Genomic DNA, 22,788 nt, shown 5'->3' with positions numbered 1-22,788 from the left:
AGACCAAAAACCAGTGAAAACCGGGCAAAACGGCGGAAAACCAGACAGAGCCAAAATGACCGAGAACCAAGCCCAAAGCCTTGCACAGCAAGGAAACCCGCAAGAATTCAGCCCTTGGCGAATGTCAGTGGCGCCGATGATGGACTGGACTGACCGCCACTGCCGTTACTTTCACCGGCTGCTGACCCGCCAGACCCTGCTGTACACCGAGATGGTGAACGCAGGCGGCATTCTGTATGGCGGCACCGAGCGCCACCTGCGCTACAACGCCGAAGAGCACCCCGTGGCCCTGCAGCTGGGCGGCAACGAGCCCGACAAACTGGCCCAGGCCGCCAGGCTGGGTGAGGAATGGGGCTACGACGAAATCAACCTGAACTGCGGTTGCCCCAGCGACCGCGTGCAGCGCGGCGCCTTTGGAGCCAGCCTGATGAAGGCCCCCCTGCTGGTGGCCGACTGCGTGAAGGCCATGAAGGACGTGGTGAGCGTGCCCGTCACCGTCAAGCACCGCATCGGTATCGACAAGGTGGAGGACTACGGCTTTGTGCGCGACTTCATCGGCACCGTGGCCGAGGCAGGCTGCACCGTGTTCATCGTGCATGCGCGCAACGCGTGGCTGCAGGGCCTGAGTCCGAAGGAAAACCGCGACATCCCTCCCCTGCGCTACGAGGTGGTGCACCGCCTGAAGGCTGAGTTTCCGCAGTTCACCATCGCCATCAACGGCGGCATCACCACGGATGACGTGGTGCAGGAGCAGTTGCAACATCTGGACGGCGTGATGATCGGCCGTGAGGCGTACCACAACCCCTGGTGGCTGGCCCGCTGGGACCAGCTCTACTACGGCGGCACTCCCTGCCCCCTGACCCGCGAAGAAGTGGAATTGGCCATGGTCGAGTACATGGAGCGCGAAGCCGCGCAACATGGCACCCCCTGGCCCCACATCGCCCGCCACATGCTGGGCCTGCGCCACAGCCTGCCCGGCGCCCGCATCTGGCGCCAGGTGTGGAGCAACCACCTGCTCAAGGACCGCCCCGCGCGGGAGGTGCATGCGTTAGCGATGCAGGCCTACGCGAGCGCTGCGCCCGAGCAGCAAACAGAGCCGGGCGCGCTGGCAGCAGCAACTACCTAATCAACCGTCCCACCCAGGCCGCCAGCGGCTCAGGTCGGCCGAACAGATAGCCCTGCAGGCACTCGCACTGGCTCTCAACGAGAAAGTCGGCCTGGGCGCGTGTCTCCACCCCCTCGGCCACCACGCGCAGGTTCAGGTGGCGGGCCACCGAGGTGATGGACTGCACGATGGCCGTGTCGTTGGGGTCGTCGGGTGTGTCGTCCACAAAGCTCTTGTCGATCTTCAGCTCGTAGAGCGGGAGCCGTTTGAGGTAGGCCAGGCTCGAATAGCCGGTGCCAAAGTCGTCGATGGAAAAGCGCACACCCAGCTGCACGATCTCGGTCATGCGGGCGATGGTGTCGTCCAGGTCTTCGATCAAAAGGCTTTCGGTCACCTCCAGGATCAGCAGGGCCGGGTTGGCACCGGTGTGGGCCAGGATGTGGCGCACGCGCTCGACAAAGTCGTCCTGGCGAAACTGCCGCTCGCTCACATTGACCGAGAGAGACAGCGCATGCCCTGCCCCCTGCAGGCGAGCCAGGGTTTCGCAGGCCTGCTGGATCATCCAGTCGCCCATGCGCAGGATCAGGCCCGAGGCCTCGGCAATCGGGATGAAGCGGCTGGGCGGGACGTTACCGCGCACGGGGTGGTCCCAGCGCATCAGCAGCTCGCCGCCCACCACGTTGCCGGCCGCATCCACCTGGTTTTGCACAAAGGCCGCCAGTTGGCCCAGCGCCTGCGCTTTTTTCAGGTCCTGCTCCAGCGCCAGACGCTCCTGCACGTCGGCCTGCATGGCCGCTTCATAAAAACGGATGCGGTTGCGCCCCAGGTCTTTGGCACGGTACATGGCCGTGTCGGCCTCGCGCAGCAGGTCTTCCACACCTTCGCCTCGTTTGGGGAAGAGCGTGATGCCGATGCTGCCGGTGGTGCTGTAGAGGTGGGTGTCGATGGTGTACGGCGCCTCCAGCGCGGTACGCATTTCTTCGGCCACCAGCAGCGCGGCGCGCCCGGCGGACTCCATGTCCGACGCCACGTTGTGCACCAGCACCACAAACTCGTCCCCACCCAGGCGCGCCACGGTGTCGCCCGGGCGTTGCAACTGCGTGAGCCGCTGCGCCACCTGCATCAGCAGCATGTCGCCCACCGTGTGCCCCCGCGCGTCGTTGATCTGCTTGAAATTGTCCAGGTCGATGTAGAGCACGGCCCCCACCTGGGCGGCCTTTTGCGCATTGGCCAAAGCGTGTTCCATGCGGTCCAGCAGCATGCGCCGGTTGGGCAGGCCGGTAAGCGCATCAAAGTACGCTAGCTGGTGCGACCGCGCCTCGGCCTGCTTGCGCTCGGTGATGTCGCGCGACAGCGCGATGAACCGGGGTTCGTCGCCAGGCGCGGCACTCTCTTTGCGCGCAATCGACAACTCAAACCAGTGGGTCACCCCGCCCAGCTCCAGCCGGAACTGGTGGCCTGACGAATACCCGGTGTGGTGCGCCGCTTGCAGCGCCGCTTGGCATCCGGCAGCGGCCTCGTGCGGCACCACATCGCGCAGCAGGCGGCCCAGAAACATCTCGGGCGGCACCGCCAGCTCTCCTGATCGGGCAGAACGGTAGTGGTGGATGCAGCCGTCCAGCCCCAGCTCGAACAGCAGATCAGGAATGGCGCTGAGCGTGCTTTCGAGGTCGTCGCGGGTGGCGCGCAGCTCGGCCGTCATGTCCCGTGCCAGGGCCACGGCACGCTCGCGCCCCGTAGCCAGCAGCCAGGTGAACCAGGCCAGGATCAGGCTCAGCACCGTGCCCAGCAGCGCCACCGGGTGGTGTCCATCGTCCTGAAAGCGCTGCACAAAGCCAGGCTGGGGTGCCATCTGCAATGTCCAGCGCCGCCCTCCCAGCTCCAGCTCGCGCCGCGCCTGCAAAGGCTGCCCACCCGCCCCCAGGGCCGGCGCCTTGAGGTTGCTGAACAGCTGCACACCTGAGGCGGCACCGGCGTCTCCAGCGATGGCAACAGGGGACACGGCACCCGCGCCCGGGGTGCTGTCGGTGATTTGCAGGCCGATGTCGGCGTCAAATTCACGGGACATGCCGTGGATCACATCCTCCATCAGAAACGGCGCCGACACCCAGCCCGCCAGCCCTTGCCGCCTGCCCTCCACCGAGCCGTTGTCGGCGTCGGCGCGGTACAAGGGCATGTACATCACCAACCCCGGAGCTGCGTTTTGCATCAGGGTCAGCCGCCCCGACAACGCCAGCGCTCCGGTGTCGCGGGCCCGGTCCAGCGCCTCCTTGGCGGGTGGAAGGGTCAGCACATCAAAGCCCAGGGCCTTGAGATTGGGGCCCTCCAGCGGTTCGATGTGGGTGATGGGGGCCATCAGTGCGCGCTCGCCGGACGGGCGCACCGCATATTGGTCAAAGCCGCGCTGGCGCATGTCCTCCAGGTGGGCGGTCAGCGCATTGCCGGGGAACTGCAGGATCAGCGAGACCCCCTGCAGCCCGGGCCGGGTGGCCTGCAACTGCAGCGCACTCACATAGGCCTGGAACTCAGCGCGGTCGATGCGCTCCGAGCCTTCAAAGTAGCCTTTGACTCCGCGCAGCACCACCTCGTAGGTCGCCATGCGGTCCTTGAGGTTGTAGGCGATCTGGTCGGCCGCCACCTCAAAGTTCTGCTCGCGCTTGGCCCGCGTGTTCTTCTCTTCGCTCTGCCAGTACAGAAAGGTCAGGCCCAAGGTCAGCAGCGCAATCAGCGGGGGCAGCACCACGGGCAACCAACGGTGGTTGCTCGTGCCAGCCACCCCGTCGGGCGCCCACGCCACCGGCCCCTGCGGTGCAGGCGCATCGGTGTGCGGAGCGGGTTCTGGTGTCATGGCATCCTGGGTGGTGGAGGCGCGTCGGCGGTACACAGGCTGTGGACCCGAGGGGCTGCACCATTATGAGCATCTGTCCTGCGCCGAAAAGGGGCATTTGCGCGCACAAACTGCACACTGCTTGCGAACGCTGTACGGCTATGCTCGCACCCGCTGTGCGGCAGTCCCGTGCCTGCGCACCAGCTCTCACCAATCAACCCGGCAACACTCAACCCAAAGGCCTGGCATGGCATCGCTTGATTTCGATCAGGAGGAATCCCAATTTCGCAGCTGGTATGCGGCGCAAGCCGTAGCGCTGGAAGACGCCTGCGCAGCGCTCACGGCGCGCGTGGCGACCGTGGTGACCCAGGCGGGCGGCGTGGACATCACCAAGGTCGAGGGCCGGGTGAAGGATGTGGATGAATGCGTGCGCAAGTTCGTGCGCAAGTACCGGCCTGCGCTGGAAGAAAGCAACACGCCCTACGACATTCAGGCCTACATCACCGACCTGATTGGCGTACGCGTGGTGTGCCTGTATGAAGACGAGCTGGAAAAGATCGCACAGATAGTTCGCGCCCATTTCGCGGTGATTGATGTGACCGACAAGGTGTCGGCCGTGGAGAGCACCGAGGCGTCGTTTGGCTACAAGGGGCTGCACCTGGACCTGCGGCTGAGCGTGGCCGAGCGCGACCTGCCCGAACACGCGGCGTATGCCCAGTGGCCTTTCGAACTGCAGGTGCGCACCATCATCCAGGACTCGTGGAGCGTGCTGGACCACAAGATCAAGTACAAAAAATCCATCCCGGGGCAGCTCAAGCGGCGCATCAACGTGCTGTCGGCCCTGTTCGAACTGGCCGACCGGGAGTTCCGCCAGATCCGCGATGCCACAGCGGCAGAACTGCTTCAGGCCCCGGACGAAACTGCCGAACCCGCACCCGACGCGGCCGCGGATTTGCAGGCCCCCGCCCGCGCTGCAGCCCCCAGCAGCGAGCTCAACGCCTTCACCTTCCTCAAGATCGCCACGCATTTCTTCAAGGACTTCGAGTTTGAACCGTCCAAGGTGGATGGTTTTGTGGACGACATCCAGGCCTGGTCGGCAGGCATGACACGCGCCCGTTTCAACAGCCTGATGCGGGAGACGATTGGCGTGGTCAAGCGCTACAAGCAGCACTTTGAAGACCAGAACCCCCAGGCCAGCTTCAACCCCTACACGGTGATCCGGCACTGCCTGTACCTGAGTAACAAGACCGCCTTCCGCCCCGCGCTGCGCAATTCGGCCCGCGAGTCGTTCGAGGCGTGGCTGAACGACAACGCGGAGCCCAAGCTGCAGGGATAATGACAAAATGGGCCAAGCGCTCGTGTGTATTGCGCCAGATGCTACCAATTTTGATAGCTACAGACTGGGCCATGGCAGCTCCCTGAAGGGCCACTGCGCTGTGGCGGGGCCTAGGGCGGTTTGTCGCAAAGGCGACTGGACATTGGTGGTTTTACTCCATGCGCTTGTTACCAAGTGCTGCTATATTGCACTGCAACAAAACGGAGTTTCGCCCCATGCTGTACCACCTCTACGAAACCCAGCGCTCCTTGATGGAGCCCTTCACAGATTTTGCGCAGGCGGCTTCCAAGTTGTTCAGCAACCCGGTCTCGCCGCTGAGCCAGACCTCGGTGGCCCAGCGCATGGCCGCCGGCTACGACCTGCTCTACCGCCTGGGCAAGGACTACGAAAAGCCCGCCTTCGACATCCACACGGTCGACGTGGACGGCATCGGCGTCGCCATCCATGAGCGCATCGAGGTGGACAAGCCGTTTTGCGAACTGCGCCGCTTCAAGCGCTTTTCGGACGACCCCGCCACGCTGACCAAGCTCAAGGGCCAGCCTGTGGTGCTCATCGTGGCGCCGCTGTCCGGCCACTACGCCACGCTGCTGCGCGACACCGTGCGCACCATGCTCAAGGACCACAAGGTCTACATCACCGACTGGAAAAACGCTCGCCTGGTGCCGCTGTCGGAGGGTGAGTTCCACCTCGACGACTACGTCAACTACGTGCAGGACTTCATCCGCCACCTGCAAGGTATCTACGGCAACTGCCACGTGATCAGCGTCTGCCAGCCCACGGTGCCGGTGCTGGCTGCCGTGTCGCTGATGGCCAGCCGCGGCGAGAAAACGCCCCTGACCATGACCATGATGGGTGGCCCCATCGACGCCCGCAAGTCGCCCACGGCGGTGAACAACCTGGCCACCAACCGCAGCTACGAATGGTTTGAGAACAACGTGATCTACCGCGTGCCGGAGAAATTCCCTGGTGCCGGCCGCCGCGTTTACCCCGGCTTTTTGCAGTACACCGGCTTTGTGGCCATGAACCCGGACCGCCATGCGTCCAGCCACTACGACTACTTCAAGAACCTGATTAAGGGCGACGACGCCAGCGCCGAGGCCCACCGCAAGTTCTACGACGAGTACAACGCCGTGCTGGACATGGATGCGGACTATTACCTCGAAACCATCCAGACCGTATTCCAGGACTACAAGCTGGTGAATGGCACTTGGGACGTGCGCTCCCCCGCCGGCAAGCTGGAACGCGTGCGCCCCCAGGACATCAAGACCACCGCCCTGTTCACGGTGGAAGGCGAGCTGGACGATATCTCCGGCTCAGGCCAGACCGAAGCTGCCCACGACCTGTGCAGCGGCATCGTGCGCAAGGAGCAGCGCCACCTGGAGGCCAAGGGCGCAGGCCACTACGGCATCTTCAGCGGCCGCCGCTGGCGCGACATCGTGTACCCCAAGGTGCGCGCCTTCATCCTGGAACACGAACTGCCCGCCAAGCCTGTGGCTTCGACTGCAGCCCCGGCAGCGCCCAAGCTCGCCAGCCCCTCGCCCGCCCCCGCCAAGGTGGCACCGGTAGCCAAAACCACCACGGCCAAAGCACACAAGGCAGCCGCCAAGCCTGCGCCAGCCCGTGCTGCGTCCAAGCCCGCCGGTGCCACGGCGGTGGCCACACGCTGGGTACAACCGGCAGCCACCCCCACGGGGGCCGCCCAGGAGCCCACTGCCGACCTGAGCACGGCGCAGACCAGCGCTACGGCGGCGCCGTCCACCCGCAGTAGCGGCAAGAGCAAGGCGCGCAAGGCTTGAGCCACCCCGCTTCCGCCAGCACCGCACCAGCCCACGCTGCCTTAGCTGAACTCGCAGCGCGGATCGATGCCGCCCTGCCCCAGACGCAGTGCACGCGCTGCGGCTACCCCGACTGTGCAAGCTATGCGCAGGCCATCGCCCAGGGCGAGGCTGCCATCAACCAGTGCCCCCCCGGGGGCGCTGAAGGTGTCGCGCGCCTCGCCGCCATCACGGGCCACGCCGTGGTGCCTTTGAGTGCCGACCACGGCGTGGAGGGACCACGCACGGTGGCTTTCATTGACGAAGCGTGGTGCATTGGCTGCACCTTGTGCATCAAGGCCTGCCCCACCGATGCCATCGTGGGCTCCAACAAAAAAATGCACACCGTCATCGAGCCCTATTGCACAGGGTGCGAGCTGTGTATCCCTGTTTGCCCCGTGGACTGCATCCAGCTCGACAACGCCAGCGGTGGCGCGACCGGGTGGGCCGCGTGGTCTGATGCGTTGGCACTTCAAGCCAAGCAACGCTACCAACAGCACCGCCAGCGGGTGCCGCTGGAAGATGTCGAGGACGATGGATTCGGTGCACAGGCCGATTCCACAACAACCGCCTTGTCATCAACCGCCTTATCGCGCCCGGCGGCCACTGCAGTGGCTGCTGAGGGCATAGAAGCACGCAAGGCGGCCATTGCCGCCGCCATGGAGCGCGCGCGCCAGCTGCGTGAAAAAGGATCGCGCTGAAAGCGGCACCCCAAAAGCGACGCCCAGGTCTCTGGACGAGAAACTGCTGGTCTGCGGACTACCGCGCGGCCAGTGACTTGTACACGCCGCAGCCCACGTACCAATCGCCCACGCGGCTCACGTAGGACATCTTGGTTTGCACCGCGCCCGTGGCTGGGTTGGTGATGTCGTACTCCACCCACCCTGGGGCGCGGTCGGCCTGGGTCACGATGTCGCTCACCAGCCGGTCGCCTGCAATGCCGGGGATGTCCTGCACGCGGGTACCCACCTTGGCCTGGTTGCCGCCAAAGGCCAGGTAGGTGCCGCCAGCATCCAGCACAAACACATACATGTCGCGGTCATGGTAGGGCTGCGTCTTGTCGGTGATGCTGCGCAGAAACTGGTCGCGCGAGGTGGTCTTGTGCAGCGCCACTGCCTTGTTCACCAGGGCCACCGCCTCGTCGGCCGTACCCTGCTGCAGCCGGAACGCCGCCACCGCCTGGGACAGGGTGGAGGCGCGGTGCTCCAGCGCCTCAGCCTGCGAAACGGCGTGGCCCACCATCTGGGCGTTGTGCTGCGTGATCTGGTCGAGCTGCTGCACGGCAGAACTGACCTCGCTCAAGCCCGTGCTTTGCTCGGCGCTGGAGCCGGAGATCTCGGTCATGCTGGCCGCCACGCTGCGAATGCCGCTGGCCATGTTGGCAATGCCTTCGCCAGCCGACCGGATCAGGCCCGCGCTGGCCTCCACCTGGTTGACCGAGGCGCCGATCAGTTCACGGATCTCGCGCGCCGCGTCGCCCGAGCGCTTGGCCAGCGTACGCACCTCACCCGCCACCACGGCAAAGCCTCGGCCCTGCTCACCGGCGCGGGCGGCCTCCACCGCAGCATTCAGGGCCAGGATGTTGGTCTGAAACGCAATGCTGTCGATGACACCGATGATTTCGGTCATGCGGCGCGCGCTTTGCTGGATGGCCTCCACCGACTGCACGGCACGCGCCATGGCCTCGGCCCCGCTGTCGGCGGCCTTGCGCACCTCGGCGGCACGGGCATCGGCGCTGCGCGCGGTCTGTGCGTTGTTCTGCACGGCCGACGAAAGCTGCTCTACGCTGGCAGCCGTCTGCTCTAGGTTGGCAGCTTGCTGTTCGGTGCGTTCAGCCAGGGAGCGGTTGCCTTGCGCCAGGCTCTGCCCCGCATGGGCCACCAGTGCCGCGTTGCTGCGAATGTCCGCCACCATGGATGAGAGCGTGAGCACCATCCGGTCAAGCGATTGGGCCATAGACCCGACCTCGTCCCGTCCGTTGACACCCGCACGGGCCGACAAGTCGCCGCGCGTGGTCTGCTCCATCGCATGCGCCACGCTCTGCAGGTCGGAGGCCAGCCCCATATACAACGCGCACAGGGCATAGAGCACCACGGCACCGGCCAGCGCCACAGACCACCACGGGGCATCCATGGCGGCCATCGCCAGGGCGCCCGCCATCAACATACCCAGCGTGATCAGTTTGCCCGGCAGGTGCCACCTGCGCATCCACCAGAGTCCGGGGCGCAGCGGTAGGAATCCAGACATCTTGTCTCCGTTATCGTTTTTGAAAGGGAGCCATGCTAGGTGTCCGCTCTTACGTCGGATTGACAACCCCATCCGGCGCGCGCGGGGCTTGCCTCCGCGCATTGCCCCGACCATTGCCACGGCGTGGACGACACCTGGCAGCGCGCCTTGGGCGCACGCCCTTCGCCCATAATGTCGCTCCATGAATCCCCTGCTCTCCCATCTCCAGCCCTACCCCTTCGAGCGGCTGCGGCAACTCTTTGCGGGAGTCACCCCCCCGGCGGCCTACAGCCCCATCAGCCTGGGCATGGGTGAGCCACGCCATCCTACACCGCAGTTCATCAAAGATGCACTCAGTAACAACCTGGGTGGACTGGCCAGTTACCCAGCCACCGCAGGCGAACCCAAGCTGCGCGAGGCCTTCACACAATGGATACAACAGCGCTATGCGCTGACCCTGGACCCGGGCTGCCAGGTGCTGCCGGTCAACGGTTCGCGCGAGGCACTGTTTGCGTTCGCGCAGACCATCATCGACCCCTCGCAAGGCCAGCCGCTGGTCGTCTGCCCCAATCCGTTCTATCAAATCTACGAAGGTGCCGCCCTGCTGGCGGGCGCCCAGCCGTATTACGCGGCCAGCGACCCCAGCCGCAACTTTGCGGTGAACTGGGACGCCGTGCCCGAGGCTGTGTGGCAACGCACCCAGTTGCTCTTCGTCTGCTCCCCCGGCAACCCCACGGGCGCCGTGATGCCGCTCAGCGAGTGGAAGAAGCTGTTTGAGCTGAGCGACCGATACGGCTTCGTGATTGCCTCGGACGAGTGCTACAGCGAAATTTATTTCCGCGACGAACCGCCGCTGGGTGGCCTGCAGGCTGCAGCGCAACTGGGGCGTGGCCACTTCAAGAACCTGATCTCTTTCACCAGCCTCTCCAAGCGCAGCAACGTGCCCGGCATGCGCAGCGGCTTTGTGGCTGGCGATGCCGCGCTGATCAAGTCCTTCTTGCTCTACCGCACCTACCACGGCAGCGCCATGAGCCCCATCGTGCAGGCTGCCAGCATCGCCGCCTGGAGCGATGAAAAGCATGTGGTCGAAAACCGGGCGCTGTACCGCAAAAAGTTTGCTCAGGTCACGCCACTGCTGGCCGGTGTGATGGAAGTCGCCCTGCCCGACGCCGGTTTCTACCTGTGGGCCAAGGTGCCGGAAGCCCTTGGCATGGACGATGCCGAGTTCGCGCGCGCCCTGCTGGCTCAATACAATGTGACGGTGCTGCCCGGCAGCTACCTGGCCCGCGAGGCCCAGGGGAGCAACCCCGGCGCCCAGCGCGTGCGCATGGCCCTGGTGGCCGAAGCCGAAGAATGCGTGGAAGCCGCGCTGCGCATCGTGCAATTCATCCAATCCCGTACTGCCTGATCTGATCGACAACAACATGACCCAACAACTCCAAACCCTCATCGACAACGCCTGGGAAAACCGCGCCAGCCTCTCGCCCGCCGCCGCCCCCAAGGAGATCCAGGACGCCGTCGAGCACGTGATTGCCGAGCTGAACAACGGCAAGCTGCGTGTGGCCACCCGCGAAGGCGTGGGCCAGTGGACCGTGCACCAGTGGATCAAGAAGGCCGTGCTGCTGTCTTTCCGCCTGAAGGACAACGAAGTCGTCAAGGCCGGCGACCTGGGCTTTTACGACAAGGTGCAGACCAAGTTTGCCCACCTGTCCGAAGAAGAAATGAAGGCTACTGGCGTGCGCGTGGTGCCACCTGCTGTGGCCCGCCGTGGCAGCTTCATCGCCAAGGGTGCGATCCTGATGCCCTCGTACGTGAACATCGGCGCCTACGTGGGCGAAGGCACCATGGTCGACACCTGGGCCACCGTGGGCTCGTGCGCACAGATCGGCGCGGGCGTGCACCTGTCCGGCGGCGTGGGCATTGGCGGCGTGCTGGAGCCTCTGCAGGCCGGCCCCACCATCATTGAAGACAACTGCTTCATTGGCGCCCGCTCCGAGGTCGTCGAAGGCGTGGTGGTCGAAGAGAACTCCGTGCTGGGCATGGGCGTGTACTTGGGCCAGAGCACCCCGATCTTCAACCGTGCCACCGGCGAAATCAGCTATGGCCGCGTGCCTTCCGGCTCGGTGGTGGTGAGCGGCAACCTGCCCAAGACCGCCGCCAACGGCGCACCTTACAGCATGTACGCTGCCATCATCGTCAAGCAGGTGGACGCGCAAACCCGCTCCAAGACCAGCATCAACGACCTGCTGCGCGACTGATTGCGCTGCATGAGCGCGGCCTGATGGGCTGCCTTGCCGACAGAGACTGACAACAAGAGGGAAACACCATGAGCACGATGGAACGAATTCTTCGCCTGATGGCAGAGAAAAAGGCCTCCGACGTCTATCTGTCGGCCAACGCCCCCGCGCTGATCAAGATCAACGGCGAGTGCGTGCCCATCAACAACCAGATCCTGCCGCCCGACGCACCGCGCAACCTGCTGTCTGAAGTGGTCCCCCCGGACCGCATCGAAGAGCTGGAGGAAACCGGCGAACTCAACATGGGCGTGCCGCTCAGCGGTGTAGGGCGCTTCCGGGTCAGCGCCATGCGCCAGCGTGGCAGCTACGCGGTGGTGATCCGCTTCATCTCGCAGCAGATTCCCGAGTTTGACACCTTGGGCCTGCCCCCGGTGATGCGCGAGCTCATCATGGAAAAGCGCGGCCTCATCCTGATGGTGGGCGCCACGGGCTCGGGCAAGAGCACCTCGCTGGCGTCGATGATCGACACCCGCAACGAGGCGCTGACAGGCCACATCCTCACCATCGAGGACCCGGTCGAGTACCAGTTCAAGAACAAGAAGTCCATCGTCAACCAGCGCGAAATCGGCAGCGACACCCAGTCCTTGCAAACCGCCCTGAAGAACGCGCTGCGCCAGGCGCCCGACGTGATCCTGATCGGCGAAATCCGCGACCGCGAAACCATGTCGGCCGCCATTGCCTATGCGCAGTCGGGCCACCTGTGCCTGGCCACGCTGCACGGCAACAATAGCTACCACGCGCTCAACCGTATTCTGAGTTTCTACCCGGTCGAGGTACGCCCCACCATGCTGGGCGACCTGGCATCGGCCCTCAAGGCCGTGGTGTCGCAACGCCTGGTGCGCAAGACCGACGGCGGCCGGGTGCCTGCGGTCGAGGTCATGCTCAACACCAAGCTGGTGTCCGATCTCATCGAAAAAGGCGACTTCTCGGGCGTGCGCGAAGCCATGGAGAAATCCATGGCCGAAGGATCGCAGACCTTCGAAGAAGCGCTGGCCCGTCTCATCATGGACGCGCAGATCGACCGCAAGGAAGGCATGGCCTATGCTGACTCGCCCACCAACCTGATGTGGCGCCTGCAAAACGACTTTTCCCTGGCCGCCAATGCCGCCAAGGCCCAGAAAGAAGCACGCGATGCCCCCGACGATACACCGTCGTTCACCGAGATCGTGCTGGACGTCAAGCCGGCGGCATGATGTGATGCCGCACGAAGCGGCCTGCGGAACCCTTCCTTGAGGGGACGCCGTGCTCGGTGCCGAGCGTCTCTCGCACGGCAGCCCTTGCCCGGGCTGCGTCGTGTCGCTCCCCGTCTCCATGATCGCAGCGCGGCTGCGTGTCTCCATTTCCTGATTCTCATCCCATGTCCCGAACCCTGCACCTGGCTGAACAGCTCATCTCCCTGCCTTCCATCACACCGGAGGACGCCGGTTGCCTGGACCTGCTGGCCGCGCGGCTCGCCCCGCTCGGGTTTGTGTGCGAACGCCTGGACAGTGGTCCCGCCGACTTCCGCGTCAGCAATTTGTGGGCGAAACGGCCGATAGCGCAGGTGAATCATGCCTCAGCAGCTATCAAAACCGTAGTATTCGCGGGGCACACCGATGTCGTCCCCACCGGTCCATTGGCCCAATGGAGCAGCGACCCGTTCGTGCCCACCCACAAGGACGGCAAGCTCTATGGCCGGGGTGCCAGCGACATGAAGACGTCTATTGCCGCCTTCGTGGTTGCAGTGGAAGAGTTCCTGGCCGCCACGCCTGCTCCGTTGATCGAGCTGGCATTTCTGCTGACCAGCGACGAGGAAGGTCCCTCCGTCGATGGCACCAAGGTCGTGGTGGAACAGCTCAAGGCGCGCGGCGAAAAACTCGATTACTGCATCGTGGGCGAACCCACCTCCGTCGAGAAAACCGGAGACATGATCAAGAACGGACGGCGCGGCACCCTGAGCGGCAAGCTCAGCGTGCGTGGTATCCAAGGCCACATTGCCTATCCGCAGCTGGCCCGCAACCCCATCCACCAGGCCCTGCCCGCGCTGACGGAGTTGGCATCCACTGTGTGGGACAACGGCAATGCATTCTTTCCGCCCACCAGCTGGCAAATCAGCAACATTCATGGCGGCACGGGCGCGACCAACGTGATCCCCGGGGAAGTGGTGATCGACTTCAATTTCCGCTTTTCGACCGAATCGACGGCAGAGGGCTTGCAGCAGCGAGTGCACGCCGTGCTCGACCGCCATGGCCTGGAATACGACCTGCGCTGGACGCTCGGCGGCCAGCCCTTCCTTACGACGCCCGGCGAGCTGGTGGGCGCCGTGCAGCAGGCCATCGCGTCCGAGACAGGTATCACCACCGAACTGTCCACCACCGGAGGCACCAGCGACGGCCGTTTCATTGCGCAGATCTGCCCCCAGGTGATCGAACTGGGCCCCCCCAATGCCACGATCCACAAGATCGACGAGCATGTGGTGGTGGCCGACATCGAGCCACTCAAGAACATTTACCGCCGCACGCTGGAAAACCTGCACGCTCAGGCCCTGGCGGTGACCGCATGAGCAGCACGAACCATCCCCTGACCGGCAACACCATCGGTGCGCTGGTCGAATCTGGCGCCCAATGGCTGGCCTCTGCCGGGGTGTTCTTTGGCCACGGCACCACCAACGCCCATGATGAAGCCGCCTGGCTGGTGCTGTGGCGCCTGGGCCTGCCGCTGGACAGTGATCTCTCAGACGCACCAGATTCCATCAAAAATCAGGCCGTAGCGCCTGACCAGCTTGCCCTGGTAGCTACACTTTTTGAAGAACGCATCCGTACACGCAAGCCCGCCGCCTACCTCACGCGAGAGGCCTGGCTGCAGGGCGTGCCCTTCTACATTGACGAACGCGCCATCGTGCCGCGCAGCTTCATCGCCGAGCTGCTGGCCGATGGCAGCGTGGACGGCTTCCTGAGCGAAAACACCCGCCAGGTGCTGGACCTGTGCACCGGCAACGGCAGCCTGGCCGTGCTGGCCGCCATGGCCTGGCCCGAAGTCGAAGTGACCGGCGCCGACATCTCGGCCGACGCCCTGGCCGTAGCCCGCATCAACGTGGACAAACACGGCCTGCAGGACCGCATCAGGCTGCAGCTCTCTGATGGCCTGGCCGCCCTGCCCGGCCCCTGGGACTTGATCCTCTGCAACCCGCCCTATGTCAATGCCGACAGCATGGCCGCGCTGCCCAGCGAGTACCGTGCCGAGCCTGAACTGGCCTTGGCCGGTGGCAAGGACGGCATGGACTTTGTTCGCCAGCTGTTTGCCGCAGCTCCCGACTGCATGACTGAGGACGCCGTGATCCTTCTGGAGATCGGCAACGAGCGGGCAAACTTCGAGGCGGCTTTTCCGCAACTACCGGTTTTCTGGCTGGAAACCAGTGCGGGAGAAGACCAGGTTTTGCTGGTTACCCGGCAGGCCCTGGCCGCCCAAACCCGGCTCACGGCACAATAGAGCCCTTTGCGCCACCTTGGGCAGCTGCAGCGGCTCTGCCGTTCATAGCTGCACTGGCCCCCAGAGTTTTGTATGCCACCCGCCTCGCGCGGGTGTGCTTTTTTCTGTTTCCCGGATGATCACCCTCAAGAACGTTACCCTGCGCCGAGGCACCAAAGTCGTGCTCGACAGCGTGTCCACCACCATCAACCCTGGCGAAAACGTCGGGCTTGTGGGGCGCAATGGCGCAGGCAAATCCAGCCTGTTTGCGCTGCTCAGTGGCAAGCTGCATGAAGATGGCGGAGACTTTCACATTCCGTCGAGCTGGCGCATGGCCGAGGTCGCACAGAACATGCCCGAGACTGACCAGTCGGCTACCGACTTTGTGCTGGAAGGCGACACGCGCCTCGCCGAGGTACAGCGCCAGCTGGCCGAGGCTGAAGCCAGCGACGATGGCATGGCCATTGCCCATGCGTATTCCGACCTGCACGACGCCGGCGCCCACGATGCCGTGGCCCGCGCCCAGGCGCTCATCCTGGGGCTGGGTTTTCGGGTGAGCGAACTCGACCAGCCCGTCAACAGCTTCTCGGGCGGCTGGCGCATGCGCCTGCAATTGGCACGTGCGCTGATGTGCCCCAGCGATTTGCTGCTGCTGGACGAGCCCACCAACCACTTGGATCTGGACGCGCTCGTCTGGCTCGAAGCCTGGCTCAAGCGCTATGCAGGCACCATGATCGTGATCAGCCACGACCGCGAGTTTTTGGACGCGATCACCAACGTCACCCTGCAAATCCAGCAAGGCGAATTGAACCGTTACGGCGGTAACTACAGCAAGTTTGAAGAACTGCGCGCCCAGCAGCTTGAACTGCAGCAAGCCAGCTTTGCCAAACAACAGGAGAAGATGGCGCACCTGCAGAAGTTCATCGACCGCTTCAAGGCCAAGGCCAGCAAGGCCAAGCAGGCGCAAAGCCGGGTCAAGCAACTTGAACGTATGGAGAAAATCGGACCCGTGCTGGCCGAGGCCGAGTTCACTTTCGAGTTCAAGGAGCCAGCCAACCTGCCCAATCCGATGCTTGCCATCAGCGACGCGTCGTTTGGCTATGTGGACGAAGAAGGTACGCCCACCACCATTCTCACGGGCGTCAACCGCTCGGTGCTAGCTGGGCAGCGCATCGGTATCCTGGGCGCCAACGGACAGGGCAAGTCCACGCTGGTCAAGACCATTGCGCGGACCATGAAGCCGCTCGCGGGCAGCATCACGGAGGGCAAGGGTCTGAACATCGGGTACTTTGCGCAGCAAGAGCTCGATGTGCTGCGCCCCAGTGAAAACCCGCTGGAGCACATGATCCGTCTGGCCAAGGAGCTAGGGCCGGATGCCAAGCAACCGAGCCGTGAGCAGGATCTGCGCAGCTACCTGGGCAGCTTCAACTTCACCGGCGATATGGTCAAACAGGCCGTGGGCACCATGAGCGGTGGTGAAAAGGCGCGCCTGGTCCTGGCCATGATTGTCTGGCAGCGCCCGAACCTGCTGCTGCTCGACGAGCCTACCAACCACCTGGACTTGGCCACCCGCGAGGCGTTGGCCATGGCGCTCAACGACTTCGACGGCACCGTCATGCTGGTCAGCCACGACCGTGCACTGCTGCGCTCGGTGTGCGAGGACTTCTGGATGGTGGGCCGGGGCGTGGTCGGCCCGTTCGACGGAGACCTCGACGACTACCAGCGATACCTGCTCGAAGAATCCAAGCGCCTGCGCGAAGAAGCGCGGCTGGCCGAGCAGGCACAACAACAGACCTCACAGGCTCCTGTTGCAGCCCCAACCGTCGCACAGCCAACGTTGGTACCTTCCGTGGCTGCGCCCCCACCGGCGTCCTCTTCCCCCCCCGCACGCGACGGACGGGAACAGCGCAAGCTGGATGCCCAGACCCGTCAACAACTGGCTGAAAAGACCCGTCCGCTGAAGAAAGAGCTGGAGCAGATCGACAAACGCTTGGCTGCGTTGAGTGCAGAACGCACCGAATTGGAGCAAAAACTGACGGAAACCCTGCCTCCCCCAGAGATCGCCGAATGCGGCCGGCGCCTGAAAGCCGGGAACGAGGAAACGGAAAAACTGGAGGAGCGCTGGCTGGAAATTTCTTCTGAGCTCGAAGAAATTTCAGCGGCTTCGTTAGGCTGAAGATGTAAAGTCCTGTAAATTTCCGCTGGAATTTTCAGGAATTTACCAAACCATATATGAATGTATTGCTATAAAAAATGTAGCTATTTTTTGGGCCAATCTACAGGCTATTGCGGTTGCATTTTTTTGCGAAAGGCTGTCAACGAACCATGGACGGGCCGCGTTGTTGGTACATCACAGGAGTTTTCCACCATGAATACCACCGCAATCTTGTCCGCTTGGCCCGAAGACGAACGCGACCGCAAGCGCGCTCCCGCCCGCCTCTGAAGACGTTGCAGCCCAGCCTCTGTGGTGCATAACGATGCCGCCGCACAGCTCACAACAAGCATAAACCGTACCAGAACAGGAAAAATGCAGGTGCCTACATAGACCCCGCATTTTTCAGACGGCCCTAGCAAGGTCAGATCCATCGATCGGCAGTCCTTGCAAAGCCCAACAAAAAACCCCGCTTTCGCGGGGTTTTTTGTTGGCTCAACAGAGATGTGCCACTCTCAGCCCATGTGCAGGCCACCATTGACCGAGAAGTCTGCACCCGTGGCGTACCCGCCCTCTTCCGAGGCCAACCAGGCGATGATCGAGGCAATTTCGCTCGGTTCGCCCAGGCGCTTGACGGGGACGGTGGCAACGATCTTCTCCAGCACATCCGGGCGGATCGCCTTGACCATGTCTGTGCCGATGTAGCCGGGGCTGACCGTGTTGACGGTAACGCCCTTGGTGGCCAGCTCTTGCGCCAGGGCCATCGAGAACCCATGCATGCCCGCCTTGGCTGCGGAATAGTTGGTTTGACCTGCCTGGCCTTTTTCGCCGTTGACCGAACTGATGTTGATGATACGGCCCCAGCCCTTTTCCACCATGTCCGATACCACTTGCTTGGTGACGTTGAACATGCTGTTGAGGTTGGTCTCGATCACAGCGTCCCAGTCTTCGCGGGACATCTTGAGGAACATGCGGTCGCGCGTGATGCCGGCGTTGTTCACCAGCACATCGATGGTTCCGTGCTCTGCCTTGGTCTTGCCGAAAGCTTCCACCGTGGAATCCCAATCACCCACGTTACCGACCGACGCATAAAACGTGTAGCCCAGGGCCTTTTGCTCGGCCAGCCACTTGGCGTGGTCCCGTGTGGGGCCGCAACCAGCGATGACCTTGAAACCTTCCTTGTGCAGGCGCTGGCAAATGGCGGTACCGATGCCTCCCATGCCACCGGTGACATACGCGACTTTCTGGCTCATGTGATTTCTCCTTGTTAGTGATTGGCTCAGGACCCACTCTACCGAAGAAATTGGACGCTGCCGTGAAGGAAAACACTGAAGCCCTTTCCTTTTTGACATATCCACATGCGTCACACCATTGACGCAAGACAAGCTTAGCGATGGGTCACAGGAATGGTGCCTTCAGATGCACCAAAACCAGGCAGCCACCAAGCGCCTATTGACTGTTGTACAGCAGAAAGACGCCCCCGGAGGGAGCCGCCAGGGAGTAGGCGACTAGGCGTGCCGTGGCGCCAGCGGCAAGGATTCCCACCCTGGTTTGGCAAACAGATAGCCCTGCTGGTAGCGGACGCCCAGCGATCTCAGGTAGGCCGACTCTGCTGGGGTCTCCATGCCCTCGGCCACGATGTCGATGGATAAACGCTGGCATACCAGCACGATGCCGCACACAATCGCCTGCCGCACCGGGTCCTGGTCGATGTTGCGGATCAGCTCCATGTCGATCTTGAGCACATGGGGCTGGAATTGAACCAGCATGTTCAGCCCCGCATAGCCCGCACCAAAGTCGTCGATGGCCGTGATGAGGCCCTGGCGCCGGTATTCATTGAAGATGGACTTGAGGTGGGCGCCGCTGGTGACCTGTTCGCCCTCGGTCACCTCGAACATGATGCGGTTGTGCGGAAAATCGAATTCCTCTGCTGCTTCCATGGTGGCGCGGATACAGGTCTCCGCCCGGTACACCGCGTTGGGCAGAAAATTGATGCTCAGTCGGCAGTCTGGCAAGCTGGCCAGCCCGAGGCGCGACGCGAGTTCAATCGCCTTGACGCGGCAGGCTTGGTCAAACCGGTAGCGGTTGGTGTCATCCACCCACGACAGCACCGTCCCGGCCGACTCGCCATCCACACCGCGCACCAGCGCTTCGTAGGCGAACGGACGATCCAACTCCAGATCCATGATGGGCTGGAACGCCATCGTGAAGTCGAACGGAAGCTGCGTCTTGTCTCGACAGGATTGGCAGCCCACGGGTTCGAAGGGTTGGGCAAAAATGGTCGCTGTCATGGGCAAACATGGTAACGCATCATTACAAACTTGCGGTCTGATGGTGCCGGTGCAGGGACAGCGTTTCTCGAGGCGCGCCGGTCTGGATCTGAGGGTGGTGATTCAGAGAAGGCTCTCTTAGACGCGATACAACACTCTCTGGAATTGGCTGCTAGAAACAACCAACAAAAAAGGCCGCATGTCCATGCGGCCTTTTGAGGCGGGATAGGTAGCACCTTCGATCAATGCATCGTCCGAACTACTCAGCTATCCCAAGCTGAAGCTGAAGCTGACGCTTAACGCTCCACCGCCAGCGACACGCCCATGCCACCGCCGATGCACAGCGCGGCCAAGCCCTTCTTGGCGTCACGGCGCTGCATTTCGTGCAGCAGCGTCACCAGAATGCGGCAACCCGACGCGCCAATGGGGTGGCCAATGGCAATGGCGCCACCGTTCACATTGACCTTGGCAGGGTCGATTGCCAATTCCTTGTTCACGGCACAAGCCTGGGCGGCGAAGGCCTCGTTCAGCTCGAACAGGTCCACATCGGCCACATTCCAGCCTGCGCGCTGCAAGGCCTTGCGCGAGGCCGGCACGGGGCCCATGCCCATGGTGGCGGGGTCCAAGCCGCTGGTCCCAAACGCGGCGATGCGGGCCAGAGGCTTGAGACCCAGGGCCGCAGCCTTCTTGGCGCTCATCACCACCACGGCGGCGGCGCCATCGTTCAGGCCCGAGGCATTGCCCGCCGTCACGCTGCCCGCCTTGTCAAACGCGGGGCGCAGTCCCGCCAGGGCTTCGGCGTTGGTCTTGCGGTTGAGGTATTCGTCGGTGTTGAAGAGGATGGGGTCGCCCTTCTTTTGCGCCAGGCTCACGCCGACGATTTCATCGACAAACTTGCCGGCATCTTGGGCTGCGGCTGCCTTTTGCTGGCTGGCCAGGGCCAGGGCATCCTGCATGTCGCGGGTGATGCCGTATTGCTTGGCCACGTTTTCAGCCGTGATGCCCATGTGGTACTGGTTGTACACGTCCCACAGGCCGTCCACGATCATGGTGTCCACCAGCTTCCAGTCGCCCATGCGCTGGCCGTCGCGCGAGTTGGGCAGTACGTGCGGTGCCAGGCTCATGCTCTCCTGGCCGCCGGCCACCACGATCTCGCTGTCACCCCAGGCCACGGCCTGGGCAGCCAGCATCACGGCCTTGAGGCCAGAGCCGCACACCGCGTTGATGGTGAGTGCGGGGGTTTCCTTGGCCACGCCTGCTTTCATCGAAGCCTGGCGCGCCGGGTTCTGACCCACGCCAGCTGCCAGCACCTGGCCCATGATGACTTCGCCGATCTGGTCGGACGAGAGGCCTGCGCGGGCGATGGCTTCGCGGATCACGATGGCGCCGAGGTCGGCCGCGGGCGTCTTGGCCAGCGAGCCACCAAACTTGCCCACAGCAGTGCGGGTGGCCGAAACGATGACGATGTCTTCCATGGAATGTCCTTGTAGTGGTGAGTGGTGGTTCAGTGATTCTCGCAGCGACAAAAGTCAGGACTTTTGCGTATCAGGCTTTCTGCTTGACGTAGCGGCCGGGCGCGGGCTCGATGGCCTTGAACTTGGTGCCTTTGCCATAGGCCTTGGGCGCGGCAATCTGTTTGCCCGCATGGCTCTTGAGCCAGCCTGACCAGTCGGTCCACCAGCTGCCGGGGTGCTCGGTAGCGCCTTCCAGCCATTGGTCCAGCGTGCCTGGGAACTTGCCGTCGGCGCGGGTCCAGTGGCTGCGCTTGCCCTTGGCGGGTGGGTTGATCACGCCCGCGATGTGGCCTGACGCGCCCATCACAAAACGCTTTTTGCCTGGCAGCACCTGGGTGGATGCATAAGCAGCCGTGGCCGGCACGATGTGGTCTTCGCGCGAGCCATAGATGTAGACCGGCAAATCGAGATTGCCCAAGTCCAGCTTTTCGCCGCACACCGTGAGCTTGCCTGGTTTGACCAGGTTGTTCTCCAGATAAAAATTGCGCAGGTACCAGGCGTAGAACGGACCGGGAAGGTTGGTGCTGTCGCTGTTCCAGTACAGCAGGTCAAACGGCGGCGGCGTTTCGCCCTTGAGGTAGTTGCCCACCACGTAGTTCCAGACCAGATCGTTGGGGCGCAAGAAGCTGAAGGTGGACGCCAGGTCCTGTCCCTTCATCAACCCGCCATGGCCCATCTGCATCTCGCGGAACTTGACGAAGGCCTCGTCGATGAACACATCGAGGATGCCGGTGTCGCTGAAGTCGATCAGCGTGGTAAGAAAGGTGGCACTGGCCACGGGCTCGTCGCCACGCGCCGCCAGCACAGCCAGCGCGTTGCTGAGGATGGTGCCCCCCACGCAAAAACCCAGCGTGTTGATCTGCTCGGCGCCGGTGATGTTCTGCACCACGTCAATGGCGGCCATGGCGCCGTCTTCCACGTAGTCGTCCCAGGTCTTGTGGGCCAGGCTGTCGTCGGGGTTGCGCCAGCTCACCACAAAGGTGCGGTGGCCTTGTTCGACGGCGTAGCGGATCAGCGAGTTTTCGGGCTGCAGATCGAGGATGTAGAACTTGTTGATGCAGGGCGGCACCAGCAAAAACGGCCGCTCGTACACCTTGGCCGTGAGGGGCTTGTATTCGAGCAGCTGAAACAGTTCGTTCTCGTACACCACCGCGCCTTCGGTGGTGGCCACATTGCGGCCCACCTCGAAAAGGCTTTCGTCAGTCATCGACACGTGGCCTTGCGTGATGTCGTGCAGCAGGTTCTGCATGCCCTTGGCAATGCTCTCGCCCTTGGTCTCGATGGCTTTCTTCTGCGCTTCAGCATTGAAGGCGAGGAAATTGCTGGGCGCCATGGCGGCCATCCACTGCTCCACGCCAAAGCGGATGCGGGCCTTGGTTTTTTCGTCGGCCTCGACCGCCTCGGCCAGGCCCATCAGCGTGCGGGCGTTGAGCAAGTAGGCAGCCGCAGAAAACGCCGCCACCGGGTTGCTGGCCCAGCCTTCGCCGGCAAAACGCTTGTCCTTGACTTCCGGGGTGCCCTGCAGGCCCTGCGCCCAGAGCTCCTGCGCTTCCTTGAGGTACTGCTGCTGCAACGCCTGCAGTTTGGTCTGCGACAGCTTCAGGGGCGCTGCGGCAGGTACCTGCGCCCCGAGGTCCAGTTTCTGAAACGATTGCAGCGCCTGCGACCAGCTTTGCCCGAAAATCTGCTGGAACTGCTGGGCGCTCTCGGCCCAGGGTGATTCAGAAGTCATGCTCATTCCTCAATGGTTGGTCGCTCGCAGCGGCTGGGGCCTGATTTTTGTTTCGCGGGTTCATTGTT

Annotated in this window: 16 protein-coding genes; 10 read left to right on the top strand and 6 right to left on the bottom strand. The window is 63.4% G+C overall.

Going from position 1 to position 22,788, the window contains the following annotated elements; all coding sequences use genetic code 11:
• Positions 1-55: 55 nt before the first annotated feature.
• Positions 56-1,126 (top strand): tRNA dihydrouridine(20/20a) synthase DusA, encoded by a 1,071-nt coding sequence (gene dusA, locus ACODSU_RS03800; protein WP_488840205.1) that lies wholly within the window; start codon positions 56-58, stop codon positions 1,124-1,126.
• On the opposite strand, the gene ACODSU_RS03795 is transcribed toward dusA, so the two are convergent.
• The gene (locus tag ACODSU_RS03795; RefSeq protein WP_488840203.1) at positions 1,119-3,953 is read right to left on the bottom strand and encodes a bifunctional diguanylate cyclase/phosphodiesterase; all 2,835 of its coding nucleotides are present in this window, start codon (positions 3,951-3,953) and stop codon (positions 1,119-1,121) included. The genes dusA and ACODSU_RS03795 overlap by 8 nt on opposite strands.
• 226 nt (positions 3,954-4,179) lie before the next feature.
• Between ACODSU_RS03795 and ACODSU_RS03790 the strand changes: the two genes are divergently transcribed.
• The 3 genes from ACODSU_RS03790 to rsxB all read left to right on the top strand — a co-directional run bounded on the left by ACODSU_RS03790 (position 4,180) and on the right by rsxB (position 7,783).
• Entirely contained in the window at positions 4,180-5,268 is a 1,089-nt protein-coding gene (locus ACODSU_RS03790; RefSeq protein ID WP_488840201.1) for a GTP pyrophosphokinase, read from the top strand.
• Between the two features lie 215 nt (positions 5,269-5,483).
• Complete coding sequence (locus ACODSU_RS03785) at positions 5,484-7,064, top strand: polyhydroxyalkanoate depolymerase (protein ID WP_488806792.1); 1,581 nt, start codon at positions 5,484-5,486, stop codon at positions 7,062-7,064.
• Positions 7,061-7,783, top strand: a complete 723-nt coding sequence (gene rsxB, locus ACODSU_RS03780; RefSeq protein ID WP_488840200.1) for an electron transport complex subunit RsxB — start codon at positions 7,061-7,063, stop codon at positions 7,781-7,783. The genes ACODSU_RS03785 and rsxB overlap by 4 nt, the downstream gene beginning before the upstream one ends.
• A 58-nt stretch (positions 7,784-7,841) precedes the next feature.
• On the opposite strand, the gene ACODSU_RS03775 is transcribed toward rsxB, so the two are convergent.
• A complete protein-coding gene (locus tag ACODSU_RS03775) occupies positions 7,842-9,146 on the bottom strand; it encodes a methyl-accepting chemotaxis protein (protein WP_488806818.1) in 1,305 nt (434 codons plus the stop codon).
• A gap of 364 nt (positions 9,147-9,510) precedes the next feature.
• Here ACODSU_RS03775 and dapC point away from each other — a divergent pair, with 364 nt between their 5' ends.
• The 6 genes from dapC to ACODSU_RS03745 all read left to right on the top strand — a co-directional run bounded on the left by dapC (position 9,511) and on the right by ACODSU_RS03745 (position 17,228).
• Positions 9,511-10,716 carry a succinyldiaminopimelate transaminase gene (gene dapC, locus ACODSU_RS03770; protein WP_488840198.1) on the top strand — a complete coding sequence of 402 codons (1,206 nt, stop codon included), beginning with the start codon at positions 9,511-9,513 and terminating at the stop codon, positions 10,714-10,716.
• A 16-nt stretch (positions 10,717-10,732) separates the two neighbouring features.
• Positions 10,733-11,566, top strand: coding sequence for a 2,3,4,5-tetrahydropyridine-2,6-dicarboxylate N-succinyltransferase (gene dapD / locus ACODSU_RS03765; RefSeq protein WP_060987303.1), 834 nt, complete (start codon positions 10,733-10,735; stop codon positions 11,564-11,566).
• 68 nt (positions 11,567-11,634) lie between these two features.
• Positions 11,635-12,798, top strand: coding sequence for a PilT/PilU family type 4a pilus ATPase (locus ACODSU_RS03760; RefSeq protein WP_060987304.1), 1,164 nt, complete (start codon positions 11,635-11,637; stop codon positions 12,796-12,798).
• A gap of 164 nt (positions 12,799-12,962) precedes the next feature.
• Positions 12,963-14,147 (top strand): succinyl-diaminopimelate desuccinylase, encoded by a 1,185-nt coding sequence (dapE, locus tag ACODSU_RS03755; protein WP_488840196.1) that lies wholly within the window; start codon positions 12,963-12,965, stop codon positions 14,145-14,147.
• On the top strand, positions 14,144-15,073 hold the full coding sequence (gene prmB, locus ACODSU_RS03750) for a 50S ribosomal protein L3 N(5)-glutamine methyltransferase (protein ID WP_488840194.1): 930 nt from the start codon (positions 14,144-14,146) through the stop codon (positions 15,071-15,073). The genes dapE and prmB overlap by 4 nt, the downstream gene beginning before the upstream one ends.
• 115 nt (positions 15,074-15,188) lie before the next feature.
• On the top strand, positions 15,189-17,228 hold the full coding sequence (locus tag ACODSU_RS03745; protein ID WP_488840192.1) for an ABC-F family ATP-binding cassette domain-containing protein: 2,040 nt from the start codon (positions 15,189-15,191) through the stop codon (positions 17,226-17,228).
• Positions 17,229-17,719: 491 nt separating this feature from the next.
• On the opposite strand, the gene phbB is transcribed toward ACODSU_RS03745, so the two are convergent.
• From phbB to ACODSU_RS03725, 4 genes are all read right to left on the bottom strand, one after another.
• Complete coding sequence (gene phbB, locus ACODSU_RS03740; RefSeq protein ID WP_056062618.1) at positions 17,720-18,457, bottom strand: acetoacetyl-CoA reductase; 738 nt, start codon at positions 18,455-18,457, stop codon at positions 17,720-17,722.
• Positions 18,458-18,712: 255 nt separating this feature from the next.
• Positions 18,713-19,495 (bottom strand): EAL domain-containing protein, encoded by a 783-nt coding sequence (locus ACODSU_RS03735; RefSeq protein ID WP_488840190.1) that lies wholly within the window; start codon positions 19,493-19,495, stop codon positions 18,713-18,715.
• Between the two features lie 275 nt (positions 19,496-19,770).
• A complete protein-coding gene (locus ACODSU_RS03730; RefSeq protein WP_488840188.1) occupies positions 19,771-20,949 on the bottom strand; it encodes an acetyl-CoA C-acetyltransferase in 1,179 nt (392 codons plus the stop codon).
• A gap of 70 nt (positions 20,950-21,019) precedes the next feature.
• Positions 21,020-22,720, bottom strand: coding sequence for a PHA/PHB synthase family protein (locus ACODSU_RS03725; protein WP_488840186.1), 1,701 nt, complete (start codon positions 22,718-22,720; stop codon positions 21,020-21,022).
• Between the last annotated feature and the right edge of the window lie 68 nt (positions 22,721-22,788).

The organism is Acidovorax sp. FG48 (genome assembly GCF_057809085.1).
This window is presented reverse-complemented; position numbering and strand designations above follow the sequence as displayed.

Excerpts from the sequence above, each read along its gene's own strand:
- ACODSU_RS03735 (WP_488840190.1), bottom strand. The coding sequence starts at position 19,495 with ATGACAGCGACCATTTTTGCCCAACCCTTCGAACCCGTGGGCTGCCAA.
- ACODSU_RS03785 (WP_488806792.1), top strand. The coding sequence starts at position 5,484 with ATGCTGTACCACCTCTACGAAACCCAGCGCTCCTTGATGGAGCCCTTC.
- ACODSU_RS03725 (WP_488840186.1), bottom strand. The coding sequence starts at position 22,720 with ATGACTTCTGAATCACCCTGGGCCGAGAGCGCCCAGCAGTTCCAGCAG.
- ACODSU_RS03775 (WP_488806818.1), bottom strand. The coding sequence starts at position 9,146 with ATGGGGCTGGCCTCCGACCTGCAGAGCGTGGCGCATGCGATGGAGCAG.
- phbB (WP_056062618.1), bottom strand. The coding sequence starts at position 18,457 with ATGAGCCAGAAAGTCGCGTATGTCACCGGTGGCATGGGAGGCATCGGT.
- dapC (WP_488840198.1), top strand. The coding sequence starts at position 9,511 with ATGAATCCCCTGCTCTCCCATCTCCAGCCCTACCCCTTCGAGCGGCTG.
- ACODSU_RS03790 (WP_488840201.1), top strand. The coding sequence starts at position 4,180 with ATGGCATCGCTTGATTTCGATCAGGAGGAATCCCAATTTCGCAGCTGG.
- prmB (WP_488840194.1), top strand. The coding sequence starts at position 14,144 with ATGAGCAGCACGAACCATCCCCTGACCGGCAACACCATCGGTGCGCTG.
- ACODSU_RS03760 (WP_060987304.1), top strand. The coding sequence starts at position 11,635 with ATGAGCACGATGGAACGAATTCTTCGCCTGATGGCAGAGAAAAAGGCC.
- ACODSU_RS03795 (WP_488840203.1), bottom strand. The coding sequence starts at position 3,953 with ATGACACCAGAACCCGCTCCGCACACCGATGCGCCTGCACCGCAGGGG.
- ACODSU_RS03730 (WP_488840188.1), bottom strand. The coding sequence starts at position 20,949 with ATGGAAGACATCGTCATCGTTTCGGCCACCCGCACTGCTGTGGGCAAG.
- dapD (WP_060987303.1), top strand. The coding sequence starts at position 10,733 with ATGACCCAACAACTCCAAACCCTCATCGACAACGCCTGGGAAAACCGC.
- dusA (WP_488840205.1), top strand. The coding sequence starts at position 56 with ATGACCGAGAACCAAGCCCAAAGCCTTGCACAGCAAGGAAACCCGCAA.
- dapE (WP_488840196.1), top strand. The coding sequence starts at position 12,963 with ATGTCCCGAACCCTGCACCTGGCTGAACAGCTCATCTCCCTGCCTTCC.
- ACODSU_RS03745 (WP_488840192.1), top strand. The coding sequence starts at position 15,189 with ATGATCACCCTCAAGAACGTTACCCTGCGCCGAGGCACCAAAGTCGTG.